General features: G+C 42.0%; 18 protein-coding genes and 2 pseudogenes. 12 read left to right on the top strand and 8 right to left on the bottom strand.

The window, feature by feature from the left end; genetic code table 11:
* Positions 1 to 22: 22 nt before the first annotated feature.
* The 4 genes from J4856_RS00860 to uvrB all read right to left on the bottom strand — a co-directional run bounded on the left by J4856_RS00860 (position 23) and on the right by uvrB (position 6719).
* A complete protein-coding gene (locus tag J4856_RS00860; protein ID WP_025838691.1) occupies positions 23 to 2419 on the bottom strand; it encodes a putative porin in 2397 nt (798 codons plus the stop codon).
* On the bottom strand, positions 2420 to 2647 hold the full coding sequence (locus J4856_RS00855; protein WP_025838692.1) for a hypothetical protein: 228 nt from the start codon (positions 2645 to 2647) through the stop codon (positions 2420 to 2422).
* Positions 2648 to 2779: 132 nt separating this feature from the next.
* Positions 2780 to 3760: a DUF4468 domain-containing protein gene (locus J4856_RS00850; RefSeq protein WP_025838694.1), complete on the bottom strand. Its 981-nt coding sequence runs from the start codon at positions 3758 to 3760 to the stop codon at positions 2780 to 2782.
* A 913-nt stretch (positions 3761 to 4673) separates the two neighbouring features.
* Positions 4674 to 6719, bottom strand: coding sequence for an excinuclease ABC subunit UvrB (uvrB, locus tag J4856_RS00845; protein ID WP_025838696.1), 2046 nt, complete (start codon positions 6717 to 6719; stop codon positions 4674 to 4676).
* A gap of 148 nt (positions 6720 to 6867) precedes the next feature.
* On the opposite strand from uvrB, the gene J4856_RS00840 reads away from it, so the two are divergent.
* The 7 genes and pseudogenes from J4856_RS00840 to J4856_RS00810 all read left to right on the top strand — a co-directional run bounded on the left by J4856_RS00840 (position 6868) and on the right by J4856_RS00810 (position 15577).
* Positions 6868 to 7692, top strand: coding sequence for an outer membrane protein assembly factor BamD (locus J4856_RS00840; protein ID WP_025838699.1), 825 nt, complete (start codon positions 6868 to 6870; stop codon positions 7690 to 7692).
* 35 nt (positions 7693 to 7727) lie between these two features.
* Positions 7728 to 8069 (top strand): DNA-directed RNA polymerase subunit omega, encoded by a 342-nt coding sequence (locus tag J4856_RS00835; RefSeq protein WP_025838701.1) that lies wholly within the window; start codon positions 7728 to 7730, stop codon positions 8067 to 8069.
* A gap of 3 nt (positions 8070 to 8072) precedes the next feature.
* Positions 8073 to 8525, top strand: coding sequence for a DUF4293 domain-containing protein (locus J4856_RS00830; RefSeq protein WP_025838704.1), 453 nt, complete (start codon positions 8073 to 8075; stop codon positions 8523 to 8525).
* A gap of 289 nt (positions 8526 to 8814) precedes the next feature.
* Complete coding sequence (locus tag J4856_RS00825; protein WP_025838706.1) at positions 8815 to 10122, top strand: hypothetical protein; 1308 nt, start codon at positions 8815 to 8817, stop codon at positions 10120 to 10122.
* Positions 10123 to 10169: 47 nt separating this feature from the next.
* A complete protein-coding gene (locus J4856_RS00820) occupies positions 10170 to 11531 on the top strand; it encodes an imelysin family protein (protein WP_025838707.1) in 1362 nt (453 codons plus the stop codon).
* Positions 11532 to 11634: 103 nt separating this feature from the next.
* Positions 11635 to 13332 (top strand): di-heme oxidoredictase family protein, encoded by a 1698-nt coding sequence (locus J4856_RS00815; RefSeq protein WP_025838709.1) that lies wholly within the window; start codon positions 11635 to 11637, stop codon positions 13330 to 13332.
* An 80-nt stretch (positions 13333 to 13412) separates the two neighbouring features.
* Positions 13413 to 15577: pseudogene (locus J4856_RS00810) on the top strand (cytochrome c biogenesis protein).
* A 111-nt stretch (positions 15578 to 15688) separates the two neighbouring features.
* On the opposite strand, the gene udk reads toward J4856_RS00810, so the two are convergent.
* The 3 genes from udk to J4856_RS00795 form a co-directional block, all read right to left on the bottom strand.
* Positions 15689 to 16315 carry a uridine kinase gene (udk, locus tag J4856_RS00805; protein ID WP_025838713.1) on the bottom strand — a complete coding sequence of 209 codons (627 nt, stop codon included), beginning with the start codon at positions 16313 to 16315 and terminating at the stop codon, positions 15689 to 15691.
* A 62-nt stretch (positions 16316 to 16377) separates the two neighbouring features.
* Positions 16378 to 16962, bottom strand: a complete 585-nt coding sequence (locus J4856_RS00800) for a uracil-DNA glycosylase family protein (RefSeq protein WP_025838715.1) — start codon at positions 16960 to 16962, stop codon at positions 16378 to 16380.
* A 59-nt stretch (positions 16963 to 17021) separates the two neighbouring features.
* Entirely contained in the window at positions 17022 to 18065 is a 1044-nt protein-coding gene (locus J4856_RS00795) for an endonuclease/exonuclease/phosphatase family protein (protein WP_025838716.1), read from the bottom strand.
* A 296-nt stretch (positions 18066 to 18361) separates the two neighbouring features.
* Between J4856_RS00795 and J4856_RS00790 the strand changes: the two genes are divergently transcribed.
* From J4856_RS00790 to J4856_RS00770, 5 genes are all read left to right on the top strand, one after another.
* On the top strand, positions 18362 to 20941 hold the full coding sequence (locus tag J4856_RS00790) for a porin family protein (protein WP_065367998.1): 2580 nt from the start codon (positions 18362 to 18364) through the stop codon (positions 20939 to 20941).
* 21 nt (positions 20942 to 20962) lie between these two features.
* Complete coding sequence (locus tag J4856_RS00785) at positions 20963 to 22198, top strand: DUF5689 domain-containing protein (RefSeq protein WP_025838718.1); 1236 nt, start codon at positions 20963 to 20965, stop codon at positions 22196 to 22198.
* Between the two features lie 23 nt (positions 22199 to 22221).
* Entirely contained in the window at positions 22222 to 23568 is a 1347-nt protein-coding gene (locus tag J4856_RS00780) for a choice-of-anchor J domain-containing protein (protein WP_025838720.1), read from the top strand.
* A 347-nt stretch (positions 23569 to 23915) separates the two neighbouring features.
* Entirely contained in the window at positions 23916 to 24167 is a 252-nt protein-coding gene (locus J4856_RS00775) for a type B 50S ribosomal protein L31 (protein WP_004361523.1), read from the top strand.
* A 260-nt stretch (positions 24168 to 24427) separates the two neighbouring features.
* The gene (locus J4856_RS00770; RefSeq protein ID WP_065367997.1) at positions 24428 to 25357 is read left to right on the top strand and encodes a DNA/RNA non-specific endonuclease; all 930 of its coding nucleotides are present in this window, start codon (positions 24428 to 24430) and stop codon (positions 25355 to 25357) included.
* 140 nt (positions 25358 to 25497) lie between these two features.
* Here the strand turns inward: J4856_RS00770 and J4856_RS00760 are convergent.
* A pseudogene (locus J4856_RS00760) lies at positions 25498 to 26201 on the bottom strand (ISL3 family transposase).
* Positions 26202 to 26478: the final 277 nt, after the last annotated feature.

Raw genomic sequence — 26478 nt, 5'->3', positions numbered from 1 at the left:
TATTCTATAAATTTCTTTTCGATTAATTGAAGAAGTTCCAGCTGATACCAAACTGCAATACACGCTGGTTCAACGGATAGTGTGGTGTGAAGAAATATTTACCACCCTCGGCACTGTTCACATGCGTGAACATTATGAAGAAGCGTGTGTGCTGTAGTTGGAAGTTGGCATAAGCGTTAAGATGAGGATAGTTGCCAATCTTTGTACGACTCGCCTCCGTCTCTTGAATACCAAAGGCACCAATTCCTGGTATATACTCTGGCGCATAATAGCTTGTGAAATAACGTCCGTCAACGCCAAGGTCAACATCCAACACACGTGCAACCTTAAAGCGTAAGAACAGATTACTATAAGCATTAAAGATTGGTACAGGGAGAATATCGTCTTTGCTCGATTTCTGTAAAGTCAGCACATTCTGCCAGTTAAAGATACCCAGACGGAAATCCTGTTGGAGTTGTAACGTAAGCAAACTGATAGGACTACTTGACTGGCGAACATTCAAGTCGTTATGCTGAACGAGGTAGTTGTCACCGCTTCGCACACGATCGTTCTGTATTCCGAAGTAAGTATAATTCTTGAGAACATCATAGCCTACACGCAGTTTGGTTCGCGTCTTCTGCAAAGAGAACTCACCGAGGATACGAGAGTGTATCTCCTGACTAAGGTTATTGTCCCACATATAATGCTTACCATAATACTGATTCATATAGAACGATGGGGCAGAACGATGAAAGAAAGCGGTTGCAGCCAACTGAACGGTATCACCGAAGAGTGGGAAGCCAAGGTCTGCATGACCATCGACATGCAACTGTCCTGCCCTACTTCCAGCCAACCAAGCTTCAGCACTGACATCATAATGGAAAGTCTTACCCAAGGTCTTCAGGAGCTGTCCACCCACAGAAATATCATGCTGATTCCATGTCTTATCACCATTAAAGAAGGCTATAGTAGAACCACTTGGCGTTTGCATAGTTGGAAGTGCATAATGACGCAACTCGTAGGAAAGGAAAGCTTTCAATCCAGCTTTCGCCCACTTATTAAATCCTTCCAGCAAAGCGACCGCAAAAGTATTTTTCAATGACCAATGCTTTGTGCTATCATAAATGCTGTCATTGGCTGCAGTACCATAGTTGAAGTAGTTCTGTGCATAGAAGTTAGCCGGAGTTTCGTACGCCTGATAGATACGACGATAGTTATCAAAACGTGCCGTATGAATAAAACTTGTCACAGGAACATATTCCTCCTTCATCCACTTCTGTGTAGAGTCCTTCGCCAGTGCATCCTGCTTCTTGAGTTCTGCCATCTGAGTAGAGTCCTCCAGATTTACCGTTAGGCGATCATTAGCATTCGCTTTATCAGTTTGCGCCTTTGCTTGTGACACATCACCAGCAATGACAGCATCATCAGGACGACCAGCAGAACGCTTCTCCTTATCGTATGCTTCCTCATCAAACTTCTGTCCCTTGGCCTTTGCCTGCCGACGTGCTTTCTCCTTATCTTTCTCTGCATCCTGTGCCTTTTGAGATTTAAGCGCAAACTCCTTGGCCTTAATTTCCTCTTCAGTCATCGGCACCTTACGAAAGAAACCGAGGCTATAACGATGATTGAAAAAGACGTGTTGGTTATCATTTCTATTCCAATTCTGTTTCAAGATGGTTGGAATTTCTTCTTCACTAAAGTTTTCACGGAATGACTCGGGGTGTGTGATATAGGCATCATTGGCAATACCACCATTCTCCGCCACCTTCTGGTGATTCAGAGAAAGAAGCAGGTGTGCTTGATAACGTTCGCCTAAATAGCTTCCCCACATTGAGTAATCAAAATGGGAAGCACTCTGATTGCTGTAATACCCACGTCCGTAAAGGTAGTCGAACTTAAAGCCGAAGCCCCACTCCTTACCAGCGTTTACCGCAAAGATAGCCTTAAATCGGTCTTCTCCGTTATTCCTGTTACCTGCCGTATTGTAGTTAAGAATCGTGATAGGTGAAAGAGTTGAGGTAAACTGGAACTCATTAGGCTGTACGATAAACATATCATACGGATCAAGGAAGAAGAATTCTGATGGACCACGACGATCGATGAAGATACGATTCTGACGTGGAGAGCCCAGGTTTCCCAATGTGTTATATTGTCCGCGCATACCATAGGTAAGGTCAGCATTCATAAACATATACGACAAAGTATCGGGGACAGCAGGCTTGCGGTCACCGAAACGCTCATCTATCGTCCACACCTTCAGTCCACGTGGAATCTCCTTATGCTGACTTTGTATAGAATCAGAACGCCCAGCATTCTTATTCTGTCTAACCCCATCGGCAGTGAATGTCCCATCATCAACCGTAGAGTTATCATCAAATTGTGCCATAGCAGCATTCGCCACTAACACAATGAAGGCAAACAAGAAGGTAAATCTCTTCATTTAACGAATAATACGGAGTATGCTTTCGATCATCTTAAAGACCATCGAAACAAGAATAATAATAATACCTATCGTTGTGTTATCGGTTAAGAAATAGACCGCCATACCTACAATCGCCCCTAACATAAAAATGATGTTAAGGCACTGACGAATAGGCAGGAAACGATCTTTTACCTCACGTTTATGACGACGTTCTGGACGACGCGCCGTACTATTCTGTATTTCCATTTCTTCTAAGTTTTATTACGAGGATTGTAATCTTTTATTAAGCTTATGTTAATAGGTAAGAACCCTACATTAATGGCTCAGTTATCCTTATCCATTACCTCAGACACGCCCTCGTCGATTGCTATTTTTCTCTTACTTCAGTGCTTGTTCGAAACCCTCAAAGATGCTATTCTTACGATCGATTGTAGCACGACGGAACTTACCAGATACTGGCAAGAGACGCGTCTGCTTCTTGTTTACAGCATGCTTATCAGTAATCCATTGCTCTGCATTGAAATCAGAAACATTGCCCTGTACATCGTAACGATAAGTCAAACGATTCATCGTCAATGTGGCCTGTCCGTCACGACAAGTGGCTTGAAGTACATAATTGAATTGGGTATAATCTAATGAAAGGAATGACGAAGAGAAGATGAGCTTCTCACGTACTGTTGCCACAATACTATGTTCGCCCTTATTCACCAAAGCTACCTTACTACCCTCCAACTGGTTACTACCTTGTGTGAGTTCTGTGAGATAAGCAAAGGCCTTGTCATAAAGTTCGTCAGCTGTTGCTCCAGGTACATTAAAGGTTTCAGTCCACACTACCTGACCATTCACCTCAGGTATGATACCCTTCTGAAGATATAAATCCTTGTTAGCTTTGCTGTCTGTATTCATTGTCTTATTGGCACGAGCCGCAGCTGTAGCTGCTGCTGTCGGGACAACCCAAGAATCGGAGGCAGTGTTAGTGACAGACGTTGTTGGAGTCCCCGTAGCCTTTGTTACTGAAGATTCTGGAGCCTTTGTTGTTGGGGCAGCCGTAGTTGTCTGTGCCTTCTTTGCAGCCTCTGTGAGTGCAGCAGCCTCACGTTCCAGACGTTCAGCCTCAGCCTTCATCTCTGCAATCTTCTTCTCAATATCAGCTTTCGCCTTAGCCTCAGCTTCTTTTTTTGCTCTTGCTTCAGCCTCGGCCTTTGCTTTTGCAGCGTTTGCCTTCGCTTGTTCCAAAGCAGCCTTAGCCTCCTCTAACTGGCGTTGTGCCTGTTCCAACTTCTGTTCTGGAGTCAGCGTAGTCTGTGCCGAAGCCATCATAGGAAGGCACAAAAACAAGAATATCAAAATCTTCTTCATAATCTCAAACTTCTTTCTAATAATAATATATCAAGCAAAGATACAACTTTTCGCTTGTTTATCGTGTCTAAAGCAAAGTTTTTTTTTCTTTTTATCACCAAAGTAAACAGGATACCCTTAAGACAGGGTGAATTAAGACCTAGTAACAGAGGAACGTTTTTAGTTGCGCAAAATAACAAAAAAGTTTTATAATGAATTGTGTGGGTAATTCGTCATAGAGCCTAAAAATATCGTCAAAAGGTATTACCTTCAACTAAACAAAACTCCCAATTGACCTTAGTTTTAATACACTTAACTCACATTAAGCCCCTACCCTTCCATGTACAGCAATGGTGTTAATCCTTCGCACATGTGGTGCATACCATCCGCACCATTAGTGCTAAGCATCCGCACCACTTGTGCTAAGCACCCGCACCAAACCAGTGGAATATCAACACACAACCCACACGATTCGTTATAGAGTCACAAAAACAGGGTAATGCAAAGACTAAGCAACCAAAAACGAATATTTACAGAAAGTCTGATTTGTCCTACTTTTTCACAACTTGATTTTCAACAAATGCTCTTTTGGCTTCTTAAAGACGCCCAATTGGCTTGCGAAAGATGCCCTTTTGAAGCCTTACTAACGCCCTTTTGAAGTCCAACTAAGCACCTTTTGAAAAGCAGTCTCATAACCCACTTATTTACTAATAGTTACAAACTTACTTTTTACACGTATTTTTCGCCTATATTAGGAACCTTTTACCTAAAATATTGTAATGGTTTTTCAAGCCCTCGCAGCAACTTTTTCACCATACTCCAAACGAACTAAACATACATTTTTCACCCTTCTCTTACCCTCTTTTTACCTTTTACATCAGGGGTATCTCGCATTTTACTCCCCTCTCCACTCGGAGAGGGGCTGGGGGTGAGGCTATTTCTCCTCCAACTCCTTCTGCAGTCGAATAATCTCATCACGATACTGTGCAGCTTGCAGGAAGTCGAGGTCTTTTGCTGCTTGTTTCATAAGTGCTGTTGTGTTAGCAATACTCTTCTCCAATTGTTCTTTACTCATCTTCGCAACAATTGGGTCAGCAGCAAAGAGAACACCATTATTGGGTTCAACATACGCCTGTCCGACATTCCTATTGATAGCAACTGTCTGTGCGGTGAGGTTCGATTCACCACCCACTGGTAGCGTTCCCTTGATAGCCTTGACAATCTGTGTCGGTGTGATATGATGCTCCTCATTGTATTTCAACTGTTTCGTACGTCTTCGCATCGTCTCGTCGATGGTTTTCTGCATACTCTCCGTGATGTTATCAGCATACATAATCACCTTTCCATTCACGTTACGAGCCGCACGTCCTGCCGTCTGTGTCAAACTTCTATGACTACGGAGGAAACCCTCTTTGTCAGCATCGAGGATAGCAACCAAAGAAACCTCGGGCAAATCCAATCCCTCACGCAAGAGATTGACCCCCACAAGGACATCATAGAGACCCGCACGGAGGTCGTTGATAATCTTGATGCGGTCAAGACTGGCTACATCACTATGAATATAAGCCGTACGAATATCGTGATTTAACAAGTATTCTGTCAACTCCTCCGCCATTCGCTTGGTCAGTGTCGTCACTAGCACGCGCTCTTCTTTCTCTGCACGGATAACAATTTCGTTCATCAAATCGTCAATCTGATTCTCTGAGGGACGCACCTCTATCTCTGGGTCGAGCAATCCCGTAGGACGGATAAGTTGCTCAACAACAACGCCTTCGGACTCTGCCAACTCAAAGTCAGCTGGAGTAGCCGACACATAAATAATCTGATGAATCAAATCATGAAACTCCTCGAAACGAAGCGGACGATTGTCAAAAGCAGCTGGCAGACGGAAACCATATTCTACAAGATTCTTCTTTCGGGCACGATCGCCACCATACATCGCTGAAATCTGAGGTACACTCACGTGGCTCTCGTCTATCACCATTAAGTAATCTTCTGGGAAAAAGTCTAACAAACAGTAAGGACGCATCCCCGCCTCTCTGCCATCAAAATAGCGTGAATAGTTCTCAATACCAGAGCAATGACCTAGTTCCTTAATCATCTCAATATCATACTCCACACGTTCTTTGATACGTTGTGCCTTAATGTTATCCCCTATCTCAGTGAAGAAATCAACCTGCTTCACCAAGTCATCTTGTATCTGACGAATAGCCCCTTCGGTCTGTTCCTTAGACGTTACGAAGAGATTGGCTGGGTAAATCTCGTAAGTATCGAAGGTAGCAAGGCGATGGAAATCGACAGCATCCACCTCCTCAATAGAGTCTATCTCATCATCCCACCACGTAATGCGCAGGACATTGTCGCTATAAGCCATTGCAATATCCACCGTATCACCCTTCACACGGAAGTTTCCACGCTGTAGTTCGATATCATTGCGCATATAGAGTGCATCTACTAGACGTCTTAAAAAATCATTACGATCAATCACTTGACCCTTCTTGATAGAGATGACATTCTCCTTCATTGCGACTGGTGCTCCCATACCATAGATGCACGAAACGGAAGAAACGACAATAACATCCTTACGACCTGATAACAAAGAAGATACAGCAGACAAGCGGAGTTTATCAATCTCGTCATTAATCGCGAGATCTTTCTCAATATAGGTATCCGTCACAAGCATGTAAGCCTCTGGCTGATAATAGTCATAATAAGAGACATAATACTCCACAGCGTTATCAGGAAAGAAAGCCTTCATCTCCTCATAAAGCTGTGCAGCCAAAGTCTTGTTATGCGATAAAATCAGTGTCGGCTTATTAACATTTGCGATCACGTTCGCAACCGTAAACGTCTTACCCGAACCCGTCACACCCAAGAGCACCTGACTTTTATCGCCACGCTCCAGTCCGTCAGTAAGTTCTCTGATTGCCTCCGGTTGGTCGCCCGTTGGCTTATATTTCGATGTTAATTTAAAGTCCATTTTCGAGAATCAAGTGAATCAATCTTTGATTGCAAAGATACAAAAAACCGATGATAGTATGGAATTAATCGTGATTTTTTGCTAAAAAAGCAAACCACCTTTGCGTATTTATAGAATAATATGTAACTTTGCATTTCAAAGTCAAATTATGAAGAAAAGAATTCTCATTGGCCTGTGCGCCGTTTTGCTTTTAACAAGTTGCGCACACGAATATAATCAAGTCTATAAGACAACAAACAACGATTATAAATACGAATTTGCAAAGGAATGCTTTGCAAAGGGAAAGTATGGCTTTGCTGTTCCCCTTTTGCAAGACCTTGTGACAATTGAGAAAGGCACAGACAACGCACAGGAGTGTCTCTATATGCTTGCCATGGCAGAGTATGGCTTGAAAGATTATCAAGCTGCATCAGAAACATTCAAGAAGTATTATCAGACCTATCCACGTGGTCAGTATGCTGAGATGGCATCGTTCTATATCGGACAGAGTCTCTTCGAAGGTACGCCAGAACCACGCCTTGACCAGACACCAACTATCGCTGCCATCGCAGCTTTCCAAGAGTATTTGGATGTCTTCCCTAATGGCAAGATGAAAGCTGCAGCCCAGCAACGCCTCTTTTCATTGCAGGACAAGCTTATCCGCAAGGAATATCTCAATGCAAAGTTATACTATAACCTCGGTTCTTACTTCGGAAACTGCACGAGTGGCGGTAACAACTACGAGGCTTGCATCATTACTGCACAGAACGCTTTGAATGATTATCCTTATAGCGACATGCGTGAAGCCTTCGCAATCCTCTTAATGAAGAGTAAGTTTGAGCTGGCTCAAATGAGTGTCGAAGAAAAGAAACTACAACGCTATCAAGATGCTGAAGACGAGTGTTATGGATTTATCAACGAATATCCAGACTCAAAAGAGCGCAAGACAGCTGAGGAATACATCAAAAAGTGTAAGCAGATTACAAAAGATTAAAAGAATAACAGACTTATAAACTATAAACAATTAGAATGGATTACAGAAAGTCAAAAGCACCGTCAAACACGGTAACCCGAGATGTTCAGGAACTTTGGAAAGATACTGGTAACATCTATGAGAGTGTTGCTATCATAGCAAAGCGAGCAAACCAAATCTCGGTTGAAATAAAGCAGGACTTGAGTAAGAAACTTGCTGAATTTGCTTCTTATAACGATTCTCTTGATGAGGTATTTGAGAACCGTGAGCAGATTGAGATTAGCCGTTATTATGAGAAGTTGCCAAAGCCAACTTTGTTAGCTTCGCAAGAATTTATAGATGGTGACGTTTACTGGCGCGACCCTTCTAAGGAAGCACAGAACGAGGAAGAAGATTAAACCATGATACAAAGGAAACAAACGGTATTCCTGTTCCTTGCATTACTTGCAACGATTGCTTGCCTCTGCCTTCCTGTAGGCCTCTACGAACCGAAAGGTATGGGTGCAGAGAGCATGCTAATGAATCTATGGATAAGTGACGCAAACGGTGGAAAGGATTTCAATGTATGGGCTTTGTTCGCTATTCTTTTGCTTACTTGCCCCATCAACCTCTTCGCCATCTTCGATTATCATAACCGCAAACGTCAAGCTCGTTTCTGTGCATTTTCAATGCTCATGATTATAGGCTGGTACGTGGTTTATGGAGTGTTCAGCCAAGTGTTGATGACAGGATTCAACTTCCATATTACATTTGCAGCCTGCCTTCCACTCGTAGCTTTCATCCTCTTGTGGCTTGCACGTCACGCCATCCTTGCTGATGAAGCTTTGGTAAGAGCAGCAGACAGAATCCGATAGAACAAAAGATTCCTAATTATAATCAAGGAGGTAGTATTAAAATTAACTCTTTAATACTATCTCCTTTTTATATACACTAGAACTCTCACTTATCTGTAAAAGGGTTCCTTTCATACCCATCACTTATTGTAATTATTCCTATTTTACCTAAAAGTAACGACCCTTTTATCAAAAGACCCTTACATAAAAACACAACAAAAGAAATAATATCACTAAATGTGAGTATTGTCCATTCCCAGAATTACCATTACTTTTGTACCCACATTATTAATAATACAAATAGATGTCAATGAATAATTTTACGCTCGGATTGTTTTTAGGTTTTTCCTTGCTTGCAGGCACGACAACTGCTCATGCGCAAATCAATGCGGCAGACTCTGTAATGAACCATGCAAAGGGAAACAAACTTAGTATTGGTGGATATGGTGAAGCCGCTTATTCTCGCAATTTCTATAGTGACAATGGTAATCGTTATACAACACCAAGTCTCTATAAAAAAGATCCTAGTCACGGAAGATTTGATATTCCACATGCTGTACTCTATGTAGGTTATGACTTCGGCAAAGGATGGTCAATGGGTACCGAGATAGAATTTGAACATGGTGGCTCTGGTTCTGCTATAGAATATGAGGCAGACGAGGCGATTGAATTCGAACATGAAACAGAGAAAGGTGGAGAAGTTGAACTTGAACAGTTCTGGCTTCAGAAATCATTCAGTAAGGCCTTTAATATTAGAGCCGGTCATATTGTAGTTCCATTTGGTTTAGTGAATGCACACCATGAGCCATTAAACTTCTTTACAGTATATCGTCCTGAAGGGGAAAACACAATTCTTCCAAGCACATGGCATCAAACAGGTATTTCCTTCTGGGGTAAGGCTGGCGACTTTAGCTACGTCGCACAGATGATTGCTGGATTGGATGCTTATCATTTCAGCCGCGCCAATTGGATTCAGAAAGGTACGTCAAATCCATTCGAGTTTGAGGTTGCTAATAAGTATGGTTTCCTCGCTCGCGTAGACAACTACACCATCCCAGGCTTACGCATTGGTGTTAGTGCATACGCAGGACAGGCTATGCACAACAATGTTCCACATGATAGTGAGAAGGGAGAGAAGAAGAAGATTAAGGGTAATGTTTATCTTGGTAGCTTAGATTTCACCTATAATAAATATAACTGGATTGCGAGAGGAAACATTGACTATGGTTATGTAAGTAATGCGAACCAGATTTCTGGCCTCTCATACCCTAATGTTCAGTATGTTAAGCCATACGAGTCAGGTAGTGGTAAATACTTCGGAAGTCATGCTATGGCTATGATGTTTGAGGTAGGTTATGATATTTTCTCTCAGATTCACAAGTTGCGTGAGGACAATCAGAAGCTCTATGTCTTTGGACACATCGAACACTATGACTCTTACATCCATGCAACAACTAAGCAGTGGACGAATAGAACCGTTCTTGCAACAGGTATCAACTATTATCCTATCCCACAGATTGCTATCAAGGCAGAGTACAACTACCGCAATCTGAAGAAGGGTTACAACGATGAACCTTCTATAAACATTGGTATAGCATACGAAGGTTTCTTCCTCTAAAAAGCAAAGAATAAAGATTGTATAACTATAATTAAAAAGGGATTATAATGAAAAAAGTAACAAAACTTGCGATGTTCCTCCTTGCAGGGACATTAGCTACAGGCTTCGTATCATGTAGTAGTGATGATGATGAAGTTATTAACACAACAATTCTTACACCTGAACAGCAAAATGCTTTAAGCCAGGCTGAAAGCGAAAGTAGAGCAAACGCTAATAAAACAGAGATGGGTAAGGTTGTTGCCAACTACATTAATGAAGTTGTTAAACCTACATATTTAGACTTGGCAGAGAAGTCTGACATTCTTTACAAGGCTTGCCAGAATCTTTATCAGAAGCGTAAAGCAGGTACTTTGACCCAGAATGACATTGATGCAGCTTGTGAGGCTTTCAAAGGAGCACGTCGAGATTGGGAGCAGAGTGAGTCTTTCCTCTATGGTGCAGCTTCTGACAATGAGATCGACCCACATATCGACTCATGGCCACTCGACCATGATCAGTTAACAAGAGCATTGAATAATGCAGATGTTATCGCAGGTATTAATGGAGAGAATCCAGCCAAGTATGTTTATGACAACAATGGTAATTTCGACTCTGTGTTAGGTTTCCATGGATTGGAGTTCGTTCTCTTCCGTAATGGTAAGAACCGTACTGTAGCAGACTTCAATGCTGAAAAAGAGACAGAACAAGGCCTTACAAGCGTAAGTACAGTGAATGAAGCAGCCTTTGCAGCAGCTGTTGCTGGTGACCTCCGTAACATGACTTACCTCTTGGAATATGGTTGGTTAGGTACAAGTATACCAACTTCTCACGTGAACCAGCTTGCTGATGCAATGTGGGTAGTTAATGGGACACGTCACAGAGGACTTTCTGCAAAGTTAATTCCATACCGTGATTACTCACAGTTCGCCACTACTGAGAAAGGTATGTTTGCTTCATGGCATGAGACACTGAACAATATATTCATTGGCGGATGCTCTGGCATCTGCGAAGAAGTTGCTGAACAAAAACTTGGTCAGGCTTATCGTAAGGCTACAGGTACTGGTACGGCAGACGATGCAGCTAACTACATCGAGTCACCATACAGTAAGCGTTCATTCCAAGACTACCAGGATAACATCTATTCTATCAAGAACTCACTCTATGGCGTACGTGGTACAGAGAATATCTCTACTCCAGCTCAGTACTCTATCATGAACTTCTTGAAGAATAACAACTATCCTAATTATAATGAATTGAACACTGCTCTTAACGAGGCAATAGCTGCCTTGGAGACAGCTAAGAAGAGTGGCGTTGCTTTCATTGATAATCCAGGTCATGCACAGGTTAAGACTTGCATCGAGAAGGTTACTGCCTTGAATGAAGCACTTAATGCTGCTGGTACATGGATAAACCAACAGACAGATAAGTAATCCAACTCTTGCAAATCTGAAAAGTAAATATAAATAATAAACGTAGCTTTGTCTTCTTTAGGACAGGGCTACGTTTCAAACGTAAATTTAACTATAAAACATTATGAGACACAACAGCTATAGCAAATACTTACTTGCTGGAGCACTCTTATGTGCATTTGCTGCATGTTCTGACGACAATGTTACGCCAGACAATCCACAGCAACCATCAGAACCTGAGACAAAGTACATTGGTCAGGCAGTAGGTAATTTCTCTGCAGATGAATGGTACCCAGGTGGCAAACTTGGTACAACAGAGAACACCGCAGCAGGTGGTTATGAGGACAACACACCAGCTATCGACGAACAAGGACTAACCGATCTCTTCAACCAAGGAGATATGATGGTAAGTGCTAAGTACACCCTTAGCACCGAGCCTTACAAAGGTTGGGGGCCTGTTGCATCCCGTCGTTCATGCGAGTATTGCCACTCTGGTGGTTATGCTCACGGTCATAGCCGCAATGACATGGAGCCAGTAAAGGGCAACGGATACATCGTTTCTGTTTATACACCTGATGCTCCAGGAAGCAACAATGGTACACCAATTGACCAGTTGACTACCTTTACGATGCTTCAAGCCGTCGAGCCGTTCTTGCCTCCTGTTGATCCGAAGCAAATACACATCACATGGCATGACGTAACATCTATGCCAAGTGGATTGCCAATGCAGTTCCCTGATGGTGAGAAGTTTAATCTTCGTTATCCATCAGTATCTATTCCACAGTCAGCATTCAACACTGACCCAGTACCAAGCAATTATGAAGTACGCTTGATAGCATCTTGTAACTTCCAAGGTCTTGGTTTGATTGATGCTATTTCTAATGAAGATTTGAAGAAGCAGTATGAGGCTGAAGGTCGATTTGTGGAACTTAACCCAGAGTTCTTTGATAATACGACAAAGCAGTTGAAGCCAGAAGCATGGGCAGAAGATGCCTTTGGCAATAAGTTTGTAAAGCGTTTCAACTATGATTTGTTGGATGGTTGCCTTGAGAATGACGTTGCTCTTTGGGACGAGTTGAATATTCTTCGTTCAGATATCAAGCACATTTGTTCTACCGAACCATGGGCTAAAGCAATGTCAGAGAACGAGAACGTAATTAGTTACATCCAACAACATGGTAGTGACGCTAACTCTTACGTACATCCATACTACAACGATGGAACACGTGAAGGTATCAAGAAGGCTGTTCGTTACTTGCTCTCCCCAAGCGATAATGTTGACTTGTATAACAACCCTTACTTCAACTTCAAGCCAGAGGTGAGTGATGATGCTTATCATGCATTCATGGTATGGCACAGAGGTATTGCTGTTCCTCGTGCAAGAAATTTGAATGACAAGGATGTACAGCGTGGTAAGGAACTCTTTACTGGTGAGTTAGGCTGTGCTCATTGTCACAAGGCTTCTTGGACTACGGGTGCAGACAACCATGGCTCTTCTAAGATTATTGGCAATAAGCAGTTGCCTAAGTATGCTAATCAGAAGATTTATCCTTACTCTGACTTTATCCAGCATAAGTTGGATATGAAGAATGATATTCATGGTTCATGGTGCCGTACAACACCTTTATGGGGTAGAGGTCTGTCACTTATCAACTCTGGTGCAGATGATCGCCTCCATGATGCTCGAGCACGTAATGAGATTGAAGCAATCATGTGGCATGCTTATAGTAAGAATAGTCAAGCTTATAAGGCTGCTGTGAAGTTCTATAACCTGCCAAAGAAAGACAGAGATGCGGTGGTTAAGTTCATCCGTTCTATCTAATAGATCTTAGTTAACAAAAACAATTATAGAAGGAGATGAGCCTTTACGAAAGACTCATCTTCTTTTTATCATTTTTACAAATGCGAACAAAAAAGATACTTGCAGTTATATACATCCTCCTTGTCATAGTGATGGCAATGGCGACTATCTTAGGGAAATATACCAGTCTGGACTTTGTTTCGGACAACATCTTCGGTGCATGGTGGTTCTGCCTGCTATGGGCGGCTGGCACTGCTACGGGAATCGTTTATTTCATCCAAAGGAAAATCAGACGTCCTATCGTTGTGATGTTACACCTTTCATTTGTCATCATTCTGTCAGGAGCATTGCTTACGCATCTTACTGCGCACAGGGGTATGATTCATGTACGACAAGGTAAGATTACGCAAACCTATATTACAAAAGAAGGAAACGAGGCCAGACTTCCGTTTGAAATTCTTCTTAACAAATTCAATGTTACTTATCATGCAGGTAATATGGCTGCAATGGATTATGCTTCGCACATCACGATTATCCATAACGGAAAACGAGAACAATATCAAGTCTCTATGAACAATATCTATTCAGGATATGGGACACGCCTCTATCAGAGCAGTTATGATGAAGATTTGAAAGGTAGTTACCTATCGGTCAATTCTGACCCGTATGGTATTCCTGTGACTTATACAGGCTATGCCCTACTCTTCTTTTCACTCATCGCCATGCTCATTGAACCTAAGGGTAAATTCCGTCGGTTGTTGCGTAAAGAGGCTGTGATGGCTTTGATGCTCATTGCAGGATATACCTCAGTACATGCACAGCCTTCATTAACACGTCAGACAGCCGATGAATTCGGGAAGGTGCTGATTGTATATAATGGTAGAATATGCCCTTTGGAAACTTACGCAATCGACTTCACTAAGAAGTTGTATGGCAAAAAGACTTATAAGGACTTTACCCCTGCCAAGTCTTGACGGGCTTTATGTTCTGGGGAGACGAGTGGATGAAGGAACCAATCCTACGTTTGAAAGGAAGTGAACTACGAAGCAAACTGAACATGAACGAGTATATTGCACCAATCAACCTGTTTGGGAAGCAGGGTTACATACTCGGTCCGTATCTACAAGATGCACAGAACCAACAAGATGATAATATTTCGAAACAACTTCTTGATACAGACGACAAGATGATGCTTCTGATGGATCTGACGCAAGCGAAATCACTGAAGATTTTTCCTTATATAGAAAAGAATGGGATGGTTGACTGGTTCTCACCCAGTGACAGATTTCCAGCTTCCATGCCGAAAGCGCAACAACAATATATCCGGTCTATCCTCCCTTTAGCAGGACAGCTGACCAGACAAGGAAAAACGGATATGGTCAACGAACTTATTCTGAAGTTGAGGAAGTATCAATATAGATATGGTGGCAATACAATTCCGTCAGACAAAGCCATTCGTGCAGAACAAATTTACAACAAATACCCATTCACGACCATATTGTTTATCTTTAACCTGACAGCTGGATTGCTTTCCGTCCTTTTCTTCACAAACAGAAAGAGGTATAAGCTCTTCACAGGATTGATGGTAATCTCATGGTTATTCCTCACCTTTACGATGGCGCTCAGATGGATAATTAATGGTACCATCCCTCTCGCTAATGGTTATGAAACCATGCTACTACTGTCTTGGATTATTATGCTTGTGTCAATCCCTGCAACACGGAAGATGCAGCTTATGACAACCTTTGGTTTACTGATGAGTGGATTCATGCTTCTTGTGAGTCATCTCGGAGAAATGGACCCAAGCATAACACCACGTATGCCGGTACTGAATAGTCCTTTACTTAGCATTCATGTCAGTATCATCATGATTTCATACGCATTGCTATCGCTGACATTTATTTGCGCCGTTGCTTATTTCTGTACATACAACAGCAAACGAGAAGGAATCAAATCTGTCAATAGACAACTGACATCACTGTCCCAGATATTCCTTTATCCTGCTATCACGACATTAGGATTAGGCATCTTCATCGGTGCGATATGGGCAAACATCAGTTGGGGAAACTATTGGGGCTGGGACCCCAAGGAGACATGGGCCTTGATAACTTTCATGATCTATGCTATACCTATACATAGCAATAGCCTTTCTTCTTTCAGGAATCCGAAGAAATATCATCTGTTTATGCTATTGTCATTCCTTAGCATCCTCATGACTTATTTCGGTGTAAACTATATCCTTGGAGGTATGCACTCCTATGCGTAAGCGACAATAGTTGGCACGCTGGTGATTAGGCTAATTAGCCTAATAAGGCCAATTGGGCTAATAAGGCCAAATAAGCCCCAAAAAAAGACAGGCAAGTTGCCTGTCTTTTTTTTATTCCTTTGGCATTAAGCCTTCTATATACTTACAAACGATATTGATACCTTTCACATTCTCGCCTCCCTGCGGAATAATGATATTAGCATAACGCTTTGTCGGTTCAATAAACTGTTCGTGCATTGGCTTCAGGACCTCCAAATAGCGATCGACAACCATTGAGACCGTACGACCACGGTCTATCGTATCACGTTGAATATTTCGGATAAGGCGTTCATCTGAATCACAATCAACGAAAATCTTTAGGTCCATCATCTCACGAAGACGTCTGTTGCTCAAGGCCATAATACCCTCAACGATGATTACCGGCTTCGGCTCAACATGAATCGTCTCTGGCAAGCGGTTGCTGAGAATATAACTATAGGTTGGCTGTTCAATAGCTATACCTTCACGCAATTCATTTATTTGCTTAATCAGTAGCTTCCAATCGAAGGCATCAGGGTGATCGAAGTTGATTGCCTTGCGCTCTTCATCTGTGAGGCCTGTTGTGTCATTATAATAGGAATCTAAGGGTACTACAGCTACATAATGAGGAGGAAGACTCTCTACGATTTTCTTCACTACGGTGGTCTTTCCCGAACCTGTACCACCTGCTATTCCTATGATCGTTATTTTATTCTTCATATTGGTTGATTTTATTATTCTTATTATTGGGCTTATTTGCCCAATTAGGCTAATTTGCCTTATTAGCCTAATATCCCTAAATCCCTAAACATCCTTTCGTAATACTCTGCCTTCTTCTCGACCTTCATCGGATAAGCACGACTACTACTTGGCTCACGATAAAGGTATAATGTCCGGTCCTCAAAGCTAAACTCCTTGCGATCTCCCATCTTCATCTTTCGCGCATCAATACCATAATGCTCTGTAAAGACCGTTGTAGCCAACTGACCTGCTGCCAACACAGCCTTACACTCTGGCAATGAACGAAGCATTCCATCAAGGTCGGCACGCTCAATGATTTCTAAGTCTTTATCAGACGCCGTACCTGTTGTACGATAGATACGCAGGGCGGTATCGAAGATAGCGATACCTTTCTCTTTCAAGAATGGCTTTAGTAAGTCGAGTTTATAGGTCTTCTTCTCCTCATCCACAAAGTAAAGTTTATCGCCGAAGAAGATATGACCAAAGATGCGCCACATATCATTCGTGTAATTAGGATAATACCACTCCATACACCAACGTTTTGGTGCTGGTGGGAAGGTCCCTAATAGCAATAGCTTGGCATTGGATGGGAGCCATGGCTCAAAAGGATGAGTTTCGATTTCCATTGTTTTATTATTATCAATAAGGCTTATTGGGCTAATTAGCCTAATAAGCCTAATAATCTTTACTGCTGCTTAACAAAGTAAGTGACAACGGGTAAGTGATCTGAATAACCATCGAGCCAAACACCACCAGCAGTGGTTCGCTTGGTATTACCCTTATACTTACCTGACTCCTGCAAGAGATAATCACGGCGGAAGATTTGGTTCTTCCAGAACTTCAACTCTGAGAAGTCTCTCTTACCAGCCTTATTCAATAAGTTAGGAGTCATGATTATCTGGTCGAAGAGATTCCATTTACCCTGATACTGCAAGGTTCCTGTCCCCTCCTTTACAAGAACATTATACCAAGGGTTATACATATCATTTGAACCTACTTCTTTGATTTCTGGCTTTGCTGACAGACACTCATACATGCTCTTATTGGTTGGGTCATCATTCATATCACCCATAACAAGCACCTTCACCTTTGGATCTTCACGAAGAAGTGAATCCTTCAATGCCTTTACCTGCTTACCACCTAACTCACGATAGTAAGAACCAGCACCACGACTTGGTAAATGGCACACTATGATTGTCACATGTTCGCCAGCCAATGTACCGCTTACTGTAAGAAAACCACGCGTTGCACGAGTACTATCTTTAGGAAGATCATAAACATAAGGCACTAACTTTGTATCTCTTACCGTAAAGAACTTCGGATTATAAATCAAGGCACAGTCGATGCCACGATGGTCGGGTCCTTCAATATGCACATACTTATAGCCACGTGCTGCCAACTCTGGCTGAGCTGTAAGGTCGTTCATTACATGGTCGTTCTCAACCTCTGCTAATCCTATAGCCGCACAACCAACATTCGGAAGTACATCTGTACCCATCTCTGCCAATACCGATGCCATATTATGCAACTTATGACTATACTTCATTTCGTTCCACTGATAACTACCAGTCGGAGTGAAATCGTAGTCATTTTTCCCTTCATCATGTGTTGTATCAAACAAGTTTTCTACATTGTAGAAGCCTATAGCGTAAACAGAGAACTTCTTTTGAGCAGAAGCTGGCGCACTAAAGAGTACGGCACAGAAAAGAACTAATAGTAACTTTCTCATTATTATTTTATGTTGTTGTTTGTTATCAAAAGAATATCAAACGAAGACTTGTATATTCCTGTAAATCAGTAATATCAAACAAAATAAGCATAATCTGCATGTCCTCCGACTAAAATTACAGGCATACACCATCTTAAACTGAATCAATTAACACAGTCACGTTTGGTTTGCAAATATCGGTAAATAATCCGACATTAACGCATAATCTTCGAAAAAATCATCAAAAAGACTTTCTATTTTCAAATTTATTTCGTTACTTTGCAAACAAAGTATAACACCTATTAATGTAATTAACTATGCAGAAAAAGCTGAAACTTGCCGTTTTAGCACTATGCAGTTCGTCTATGATGGTAGCACAGAATACCGACCCCAAGACGAACCAGCAGGCGCAGACGGCCAACGCTATGGATGAATCGGCGTTCACCTTCACTGAAGCGCAGTTAGGTGAGAATAATGACATGAATGAAAATGTAACGATTCTCAACTCAAACAGTAACGTCTATGCTTCACAAGTGGGTTTCTTGTATTCGCCCATGCGGTTCCGTTACCGTGCTCTGAACCAGAAATATAACGATGTTTATATCAATGGTACACCTATGAACGATATGGAAAGCGGACAGTTCCGCTACTCTATGGTAGGTGGTATCAACCAACAGACACGTAACGTTGACTATGCACTTCCTTTTGAGAATAACAACTTCTCAATGACTGCCTTGGCTGGAAGTAACAACTATGACTTCCGTGCTGGTTCAATGGCTGGCGGACATCGACTCACACTTTCTGCAGCAAACCGCAACTATACTCTCCGCGGTATGTACAACTATGCAAGTGGTTTCAACGCTAAGGGCTGGGCTATCGCTGCTAGTGTTGCTTATCGTTGGGCTAATCGTGGGTACGTTGAAGGCACTTTCTACAATTCATTGTCTTACTACTTCGGTGTTCAGAAGAAGTGGAACAATGGTCATTCTTTAGCTTTGTCTACATGGGGTAACCCTACTGAGCGTTCTACACAGGGCGCAAGTACTGACGAGGCTTACTGGCTTGCTAATGACTATCAGTACAACCCATATTGGGGTTATCAGAATGGTCACAAGCGCAATAGCCGTGTTGTTAATGACTTTGCTCCTTCAGCTATCCTCTCTTGGGATTGGGACATCAACAAGAAGATGAAGTTGACAACAAGTCTTTTTGCCCAGTACTCTATGTATAAGAGCACAAAGCTGAACTATAACAACAGCGAAAACCCACAGCCTGACTACTGGAAGAACCTTCCAAGTAGCTACTATGACGTGTGGGATCAGAGCGATGCACGCTATCGTACAGCACAGACTTTCTCTGATTGGCAGACAGCTGTCAACTGGTGGGGCAACAAGGAGAACCGCCAGATTCAGTGGGATCGCCTTTACTATGCTAACCGTCAGGCTGCAGCCAACGGTGAGGATGCACTTTACTACGTACAGGCTAAGCACAATGATGCGATGACAACTGCACTTTCTTCTACTCTTACGAACCATCTTGGTAAGAACAAAGTGTTTAATGCTGGTCTTTCACTCGGTCAGACTTTAGCTCGTCACTATCAGACAATGGAGGATCTCTTGGGTGCAAAGAGTTTCCATAACATCAATACTTATGCTCTCGGAACCTATGCTGCTTCAGACCCACGTGTTCAGTATGACCTTAACACAACTAGTACTTTGGGGTTAGGAAAGCTCGTATATGAAGGTGATACATTCGGTTACGATTACAACATCAACGTACGCCGTGCTAAACTTTGGGCTAATTATGCACAAACTATTGGTAAACTTCACTATATGGTAGCTGGTAGAGTTGGCTATGATAACATGTATCGCGTAGGTAACATGCGCAATGGTATGTTTGCCGATAACTCTGCTGGTAAGAGTAAGGATGCTAACTTCCTAACAGGTGGTGTGAAGTCTAATGCTACCGTTACACTTGGTGGTGGCAATGCGCTCTCTCTCGGTTTGGGTTACGAGCATCGTGCACCAAATGCTAACACTGCTTTTGCAGCACCTGAGATGAACAATGACTTCGTTCTCAACCTCCACAATGAACGTATCTTCTCAAGCGAACTCAGCTATCAATACTCTGGTAGTTGGCTCCGTGCTAACCTCAGTGGTTACTACAACCATATGACACACGTAACCGAGTGGCAGAACTTCTACTTTGATGATGCTAACTCTTTCACATACGTTAGCATGACAAACATGAAGAAGAATTATTATGGTATTGAGTTGGGTCTCGACTTCAAACTCACAAGCTTCCTTAACTTCAAGACTCTCGGTACTTGGAGCGAGGCTAAGAACGCTAACAATGCTGATGTTATCTACTTGATCTCTACTAAGAGCACCTACAACAAGGATGTTGTTTACAATAAGGGGATGCACGAGGCAAGCACTCCGCTGAGTGTTTACAGCGCAATCCTCAGCTACCACAAGGGTGGTTGGTTCATTGACCTGAGCGGTAACTACTATGATCGTATCTACCTCTCTTACGCACCAAGCCTCCGTAATGGCAACACACTCCGCACAATGGGTACTGCGCTTGGCGGTATGGATGCTAATGGCAACTATACTCCTTATGCACAGAGTGAGGGACATGGTGGCTTTATGCTCGATGCGTCTATCGGTAAGAGCCTTTATCTCCGCCATGGAAGTCTGTCAATCAACTTGATGATTACTAACTTACTGAACAACCAGAAGATTGTAAGTGGTGGTTATGAGCAGGGCAGAAGCAACTACACTGTCAACAAGACGACTGGAGCTGCTACAACACGTGCTTACGACTTCTACCGCAATCCTAAGAAGTATTACGTGAATGGTATCAATGGTATGTTGAACGTAGCTTACAAATTCTAAAACTAAATACAGGAAACGATTATGAAGAAACTGAAATATTTAATGATGGCAGCTGTCTGCGCACTCTTTGCATCTTGTATGGGTGATAGTTACGCAGAGCCAGCTGAAACAGGTTCTGCGCCTTACGGCAATAATGAACTGACCGAAACAAATGTCATTTCTATTGCTCAGCTGAAGAGTAAGTTTGCTAACTATATCGCTACTGACTACCGTGATGGTGTCAGCTATGCTAAGGTTACAGACGATATCAAGATAAAGGCTATCGTTACAAGTTCTGACGTTGCTGGTAATATCTATCAGGAGGTAGCTTTACAAGATGCAACAGGTGCTATTATCGTTAGTGTTGCACAGGGTGGACAGCATGGTCCTCTGCCAATCGGAACAGAAGTATTGGTAAGTCTGAAGGACCTTTACGTTGGCAACTATGGTAAGCAGGCACAGATTGGTGTTACTTCTGTGAATGCTGCTGGTGCAACTACCATTGGTCGTATCAGCCGTGCTGTCTGGGATCAGCACTATAAGATTCTTTCTACGGGTAACAAAGTTGAACCTACTGAGTTTGCTTCTGGTACCAACGCAACAACTTGGGACCTCGATACTGATGGCGGCAAGCTGGGTATTATTCGTAACGTAAGCTTCAAGAGCAGCAACAGCAGTAAGGTTACTGATACTTTCGCTGATGCTAATGGCGGTGCGGGTAGCGTTAGCTGGACCCTAAACGAGCAGGATGGCAGAAAGGTTATTGTGTACAACAGTAACTTTGCTAAATTCGCTAATAGCAAGGTTCCAACTGGTAAGGTTGACATCGTTGGTATCTTCAAACGCTTTAATAACCAGTGGGAGATCATCATCCGCTCACTTGATGACATCAAGCCTGCTGAAAAGGTTGACCCATTCAAGGGTCTCCCTGGTAAGGGTGATGGTACACAGGCTAACCCATTGGATATCACACGTGCTTTGGCATACGCTAAGTTGAACAAAAAGGATGCTAACACTTACTATATCAAGGGTACAATCTCACAGATTGATGAGGTTTCAACGCAGTATGGTAACGCTCGTTACTACCTCTCTAACGATGGTACAACAACTGACCAGTTGCAGGTGTTCCGTGGCTTGTACTTAAATGGCGATAAGTTCACTGACCCTTCACAAATTAGTGTAGGAAAGAAGGTTCTTATCCTTGGTACTTTGGATTTTTACGAGGCAACATCAAACCCACAGGTTGGTCGTAACAGTAAGATTATCTCAATTAATTAACAAGACAAATAACTATACAGAATATGAAAAAGATTATTTATTCAATGATGGCGCTGGCTATGACAACAACAGTCCTCACAAGTTGTGAGGATGTTCCAGCTCCATACAGTGTTACTTTTGAAGAGAACACCAATACCAACACTAACACTCCTACCACTCCTGCTACTGGAACTGGTACAGAGGCTGACCCATTCAATGTTGCTGCAGCGTTGAAGTATATTGATGCTGGTCAGAACCTTGATAAGGATGTATATGTTTCTGGTACTATCGTTAGCGTTAAGGAGATTGATGCTGCCAACTATGGTAATGCTACTTATCTTATCTCTGACGACGGAACAACCAACGGACAGTTGACTGTATATCGTGGCTATGCGCTTGGTAACAAGAAGTTCACTGCAAATGATAAACTTAACGCTGGTGATAAGGTTGTTGTATATGGTAAACTTGTAAACTTCAAGGGTACTAAGGAGTTCACGCAGGGCAACTATATCTACTCTCTCAATGGTAATAAGGCTGCTCAGCCAACACCAACAGCTGACTTGAATACTGAGTCTACTGCATGGACTGTTGCGGAAGCTGTACAGAAGATTCAGGCTAACCAGACTGCTACGGGCGAGGCATACGTAAAGGGTATCATCTCTGAGGTGGTTTCTTATAATGATAAGTATAAGAGCATCACTTACTATATCTCTGACAATGGCACAGACAAGACGCTCCAAGTATTCTCTGGTAAGGGGCTCAATGGTGCTGACTTCGCTGCAAAGACTGACATTCAGGCTGGTCAGACTGTAGTTGTTAAGGGTAACCTGAAGTCATTCACGAATAAGAAAGGTGATGTAATCATGGAGGTTGATAAGGATAGCAAGATTATCTCTATCAGCGGTACTTCTGCTCCACAGCCTACTGCTACTGGTCTTACTGCTAAGTTCGAGGCTGGTATGGACAACTTCACTATCAACAATATCACACTCCCTTCAGACCTTACCTTTGTGTGGAAGCATGATGCTACTAAAAAATACATGAAGGCTTCTGCATTTAAGAATTCTAACAACTATGCTGCTGAGAGCCGTCTGACTTCTCCTGCCTTTAGTCTTGCTGGTAAGACTTCTGCTACGCTTTCTTTCAAGCATGCAGCGAGGTTCTTTGCGAATGCAGCTAACGAGTTTAAGGTACAGGTTTCTACAGATGGTACAACATGGCATGATGTTGCAGTTTCTGCTTATCCTACAGGTAATGACTGGGGATTCATCGATGCGACATGCAATCTCTCTGCTTACGCTGGTAACGCAACTGTTTACATTGGCTTCCTCTACACCAGCACCGCTACTAAGGCTGGTACATGGGAAATCAAGAACGTAGAAGTTAAGTAAATACACTTATCTTATTAACGTGCGAAGGCTCCGCACCAATGGTGCGCATGGTAAACACCAGTGGTGCGCATGGTAAGCACCAATGGTGCGGAGGCTCATTACACACAGAATTACTAAAGATAAGGAAACTCTTGGGTTACGAAAGAACCTGTAGGGAAGTAAAGGTTTATACTATAAAGATTTTTAGTTGTATCACTCGGAATATCGAATGATCCTAAAAAACAGCTTGAAATATTTGGCTACCTACAGAATTATTCGTAATTTTGCACCTTGAAGAGTGTCTATATCCTTTTTAGTTAAGGGAAAGACTACAGCAAGTATATTATTAACAATTAGATAACAATAAAATGAAACAAGGTATTCATCCAGAAAACTATCGCCCCGTCGTATTTAAGGATATGTCCAACGGCGATATGTTCCTTACAAAATCTACATGCAAAACTTCAGAGACAGTAGAATTTGAAGGCGAAACTTACCCAGTGGTAAAAGTCGAAATCTCAAGCACCTCTCACCCATTCTACACTGGTAAGAGTAAGCTTGTCGATACAGCAGGTCGTGTTGACCGCTTCATGAGCCGTTACGGTAAGTTGAAGAAGTAATCGATAATACCCTTCGACATTATTACATACAAAGTGCGGACAAACGTAGTTGCATATACGTTTGCTCGCACTTTTACTTTCAACAGAACAGGAAAGAATGCTGCTCTGCCTACAGATTGTATAAGATAAAATAGATAACAGAGGATAAGGCTTCACTGAAAGCTAAAGATTGGGGATAACGTAGAGAATAGATATCTACTCACAAGCCGTCTGTTTCAAGCAAGCTAAAACTTCATAGTCAACCATCCAAAGACAAAAGAATGAATAAGATAATACGATACACAGCTGTATGGGCTTTAATACTCCTTACAGTTAGCACAATCACGTCATGTAATAAGGACGATGATAATTCTAATAGTTCAGGAAGAACAGAAACGATAACCAATAACACAAACTCCAACTTCAAAGATTTACGTACAGCAACGCACCGCTTGGAGTTTCTTAAACTGAAAGGTGGACATAGTACTGTCCTCACTCATAAACTAAGCAATGGGGAGATTAATTACAGCGTAGAATGGGATATCGATAAGATGTCGAATCGTTGGACCTGCTATCAGATTTACGCAAGCAATGCTCTAAAAAGTGTAAAAAGAAAAAGCCAAGAAAGTGACAACCTCTACCCTAGGGACCCATTCTGGACTTCAAACGCTTTCTTTCCATACGATCCTTATCGCGGTTCTGGCTACGACCACGGGCATCTCTGTCCATCACAAGACAGAGTAAACAGCCGAGATTCTAATGACCAGACCTTCTATCTCAGTAATATGCAACCACAAGTTCACGGCTTCAATGCGGGTATCTGGGCAGAGATGGAGAAAAAAATGAGAACATATATCACCTATAAAAGTGGCTCTAAAGATACATTATTCATCTGTCGTGGCGGTACAATTGACAAACAAGACCAATACACCTATATTAGAAATAAATTTATTGTACCGACTTATTTCTTCTCTGTAGCACTGATGAAATACAAGATTAAAGGACAAGGTGATTGGCAATATAAAGCCATCGGCTTCTGGTTCAAACATGAAAATAACAACGGGACCTCTCTCAAACCTTATGTTACCAGCATCAAGGAAATCGAAGAAAAAACTGGTATTGACTTCTTCTGTAATCTTCCTGACAACATAGAGCGCGATGTAGAATCGAAAACTCCAGCCCAAATGATTCTCACTTGGAACATAATATAAATAAATACATCGTAGATAAAAATTAAAGAGCACATTAAGTACTGTTATATTACAGCTTACCTAATGCGCTCTTTTTTCTACAAAAATATTCTTAGCTATTTCTGTCCTATAAAACCTCTACTTGCTGCAATATTTTTGGTTCATCCGACATTTCGAGTGATACGACAGTCATGCAGTGCATAGAGTCTTAGTGTAAAGTATCTTTCATCCCTGAATCCATACGCATTTCGTTTCATTACCTTAATCTTGTTGTTGATGCCTTCAACTTTTCCTGTTGATAGATGGCAGTCGTACCATACAAGGATGCCTTTTTGTAGTTTCGCATGGTAACAGCCATTTTCTGCAGTTGGGTAATCTTGCTCTGTTCCGCCTGCCTTATCCAGTCGTCAAGCACTTCTTCTCCCATAGCCTTCATGGGTTGAGACCATACCTGACGGAGCTGTTCCTTCAGATAGTATGCTTTTGACAGCGACTCGTTCATCGCCAAAGCATTTTCAAGCCTTGCTCTGTGCTGTTTGTCAAAGATGTCGGCACCATTGCCAAGCAGCAGAAACCTTGTCCTCTTCAGCACTTTACGCTTATTTACATCTTTCTCCATGCTATAGACTTTACGTCTGATATCGTCAAGTTTCTCGTTCATTAACTTCACCACATGAAAAAGGTCAAACACATGTACCGCATCGGGACTATTCTCCATGACAGAGGCTATGAAAGCTGCAGACAGGTCTGTTGCCATATGTTTTATCTTTATATTCTTACGTATGATTTTCCGCCAGAATTTCTTCAGAGCTTTCGTACCCTTTCCATTGCCAACATAGATTACCCTGCCACTGTCCAAATCCACGACAATCGGGTTGTGCTTATTCAAATATACAATATTTACAGCGGTTTCTTTTTTATTTTATCTGTTTTATCACTCCAAATTCCAGAAGAACCTGATTTCTTACTCTGAGAGTATCTTCCTAGTTACATTACGGCGGGAAAGCGTTAAAAAATATAAATTTTGAAAAAAAGAAATCGTTTTTCTTATTTTAAACTTCTTATTAATATACATTTGTAGCGTGTTTAAAAAGAAGACCATTCATATGATTAAACTTTAAATTATGAAATACACCTCTTGT

The sequence above is a fragment of the Prevotella scopos JCM 17725 genome, assembly GCF_018127785.1.
Lineage (GTDB): Bacteria > Bacteroidota > Bacteroidia > Bacteroidales > Bacteroidaceae > Prevotella > Prevotella scopos.
Note: the sequence above shows the minus strand (reverse complement) of the source record. Positions and strands in the feature narration are given on the sequence as shown.

Excerpts from the sequence above, each read along its gene's own strand:
- J4856_RS00860 (WP_025838691.1), bottom strand. The coding sequence starts at position 2,419 with ATGAAGAGATTTACCTTCTTGTTTGCCTTCATTGTGTTAGTGGCGAAT.
- J4856_RS00855 (WP_025838692.1), bottom strand. The coding sequence starts at position 2,647 with ATGGAAATACAGAATAGTACGGCGCGTCGTCCAGAACGTCGTCATAAA.
- J4856_RS00850 (WP_025838694.1), bottom strand. The coding sequence starts at position 3,760 with ATGAAGAAGATTTTGATATTCTTGTTTTTGTGCCTTCCTATGATGGCT.
- uvrB (WP_025838696.1), bottom strand. The coding sequence starts at position 6,719 with ATGGACTTTAAATTAACATCGAAATATAAGCCAACGGGCGACCAACCG.
- J4856_RS00840 (WP_025838699.1), top strand. The coding sequence starts at position 6,868 with ATGAAGAAAAGAATTCTCATTGGCCTGTGCGCCGTTTTGCTTTTAACA.
- J4856_RS00835 (WP_025838701.1), top strand. The coding sequence starts at position 7,728 with ATGGATTACAGAAAGTCAAAAGCACCGTCAAACACGGTAACCCGAGAT.
- J4856_RS00830 (WP_025838704.1), top strand. The coding sequence starts at position 8,073 with ATGATACAAAGGAAACAAACGGTATTCCTGTTCCTTGCATTACTTGCA.
- J4856_RS00825 (WP_025838706.1), top strand. The coding sequence starts at position 8,815 with ATGAATAATTTTACGCTCGGATTGTTTTTAGGTTTTTCCTTGCTTGCA.
- J4856_RS00820 (WP_025838707.1), top strand. The coding sequence starts at position 10,170 with ATGAAAAAAGTAACAAAACTTGCGATGTTCCTCCTTGCAGGGACATTA.
- J4856_RS00815 (WP_025838709.1), top strand. The coding sequence starts at position 11,635 with ATGAGACACAACAGCTATAGCAAATACTTACTTGCTGGAGCACTCTTA.
- udk (WP_025838713.1), bottom strand. The coding sequence starts at position 16,315 with ATGAAGAATAAAATAACGATCATAGGAATAGCAGGTGGTACAGGTTCG.
- J4856_RS00800 (WP_025838715.1), bottom strand. The coding sequence starts at position 16,962 with ATGGAAATCGAAACTCATCCTTTTGAGCCATGGCTCCCATCCAATGCC.
- J4856_RS00795 (WP_025838716.1), bottom strand. The coding sequence starts at position 18,065 with ATGAGAAAGTTACTATTAGTTCTTTTCTGTGCCGTACTCTTTAGTGCG.
- J4856_RS00790 (WP_065367998.1), top strand. The coding sequence starts at position 18,362 with ATGCAGAAAAAGCTGAAACTTGCCGTTTTAGCACTATGCAGTTCGTCT.
- J4856_RS00785 (WP_025838718.1), top strand. The coding sequence starts at position 20,963 with ATGAAGAAACTGAAATATTTAATGATGGCAGCTGTCTGCGCACTCTTT.
- J4856_RS00780 (WP_025838720.1), top strand. The coding sequence starts at position 22,222 with ATGAAAAAGATTATTTATTCAATGATGGCGCTGGCTATGACAACAACA.
- J4856_RS00775 (WP_004361523.1), top strand. The coding sequence starts at position 23,916 with ATGAAACAAGGTATTCATCCAGAAAACTATCGCCCCGTCGTATTTAAG.
- J4856_RS00770 (WP_065367997.1), top strand. The coding sequence starts at position 24,428 with ATGAATAAGATAATACGATACACAGCTGTATGGGCTTTAATACTCCTT.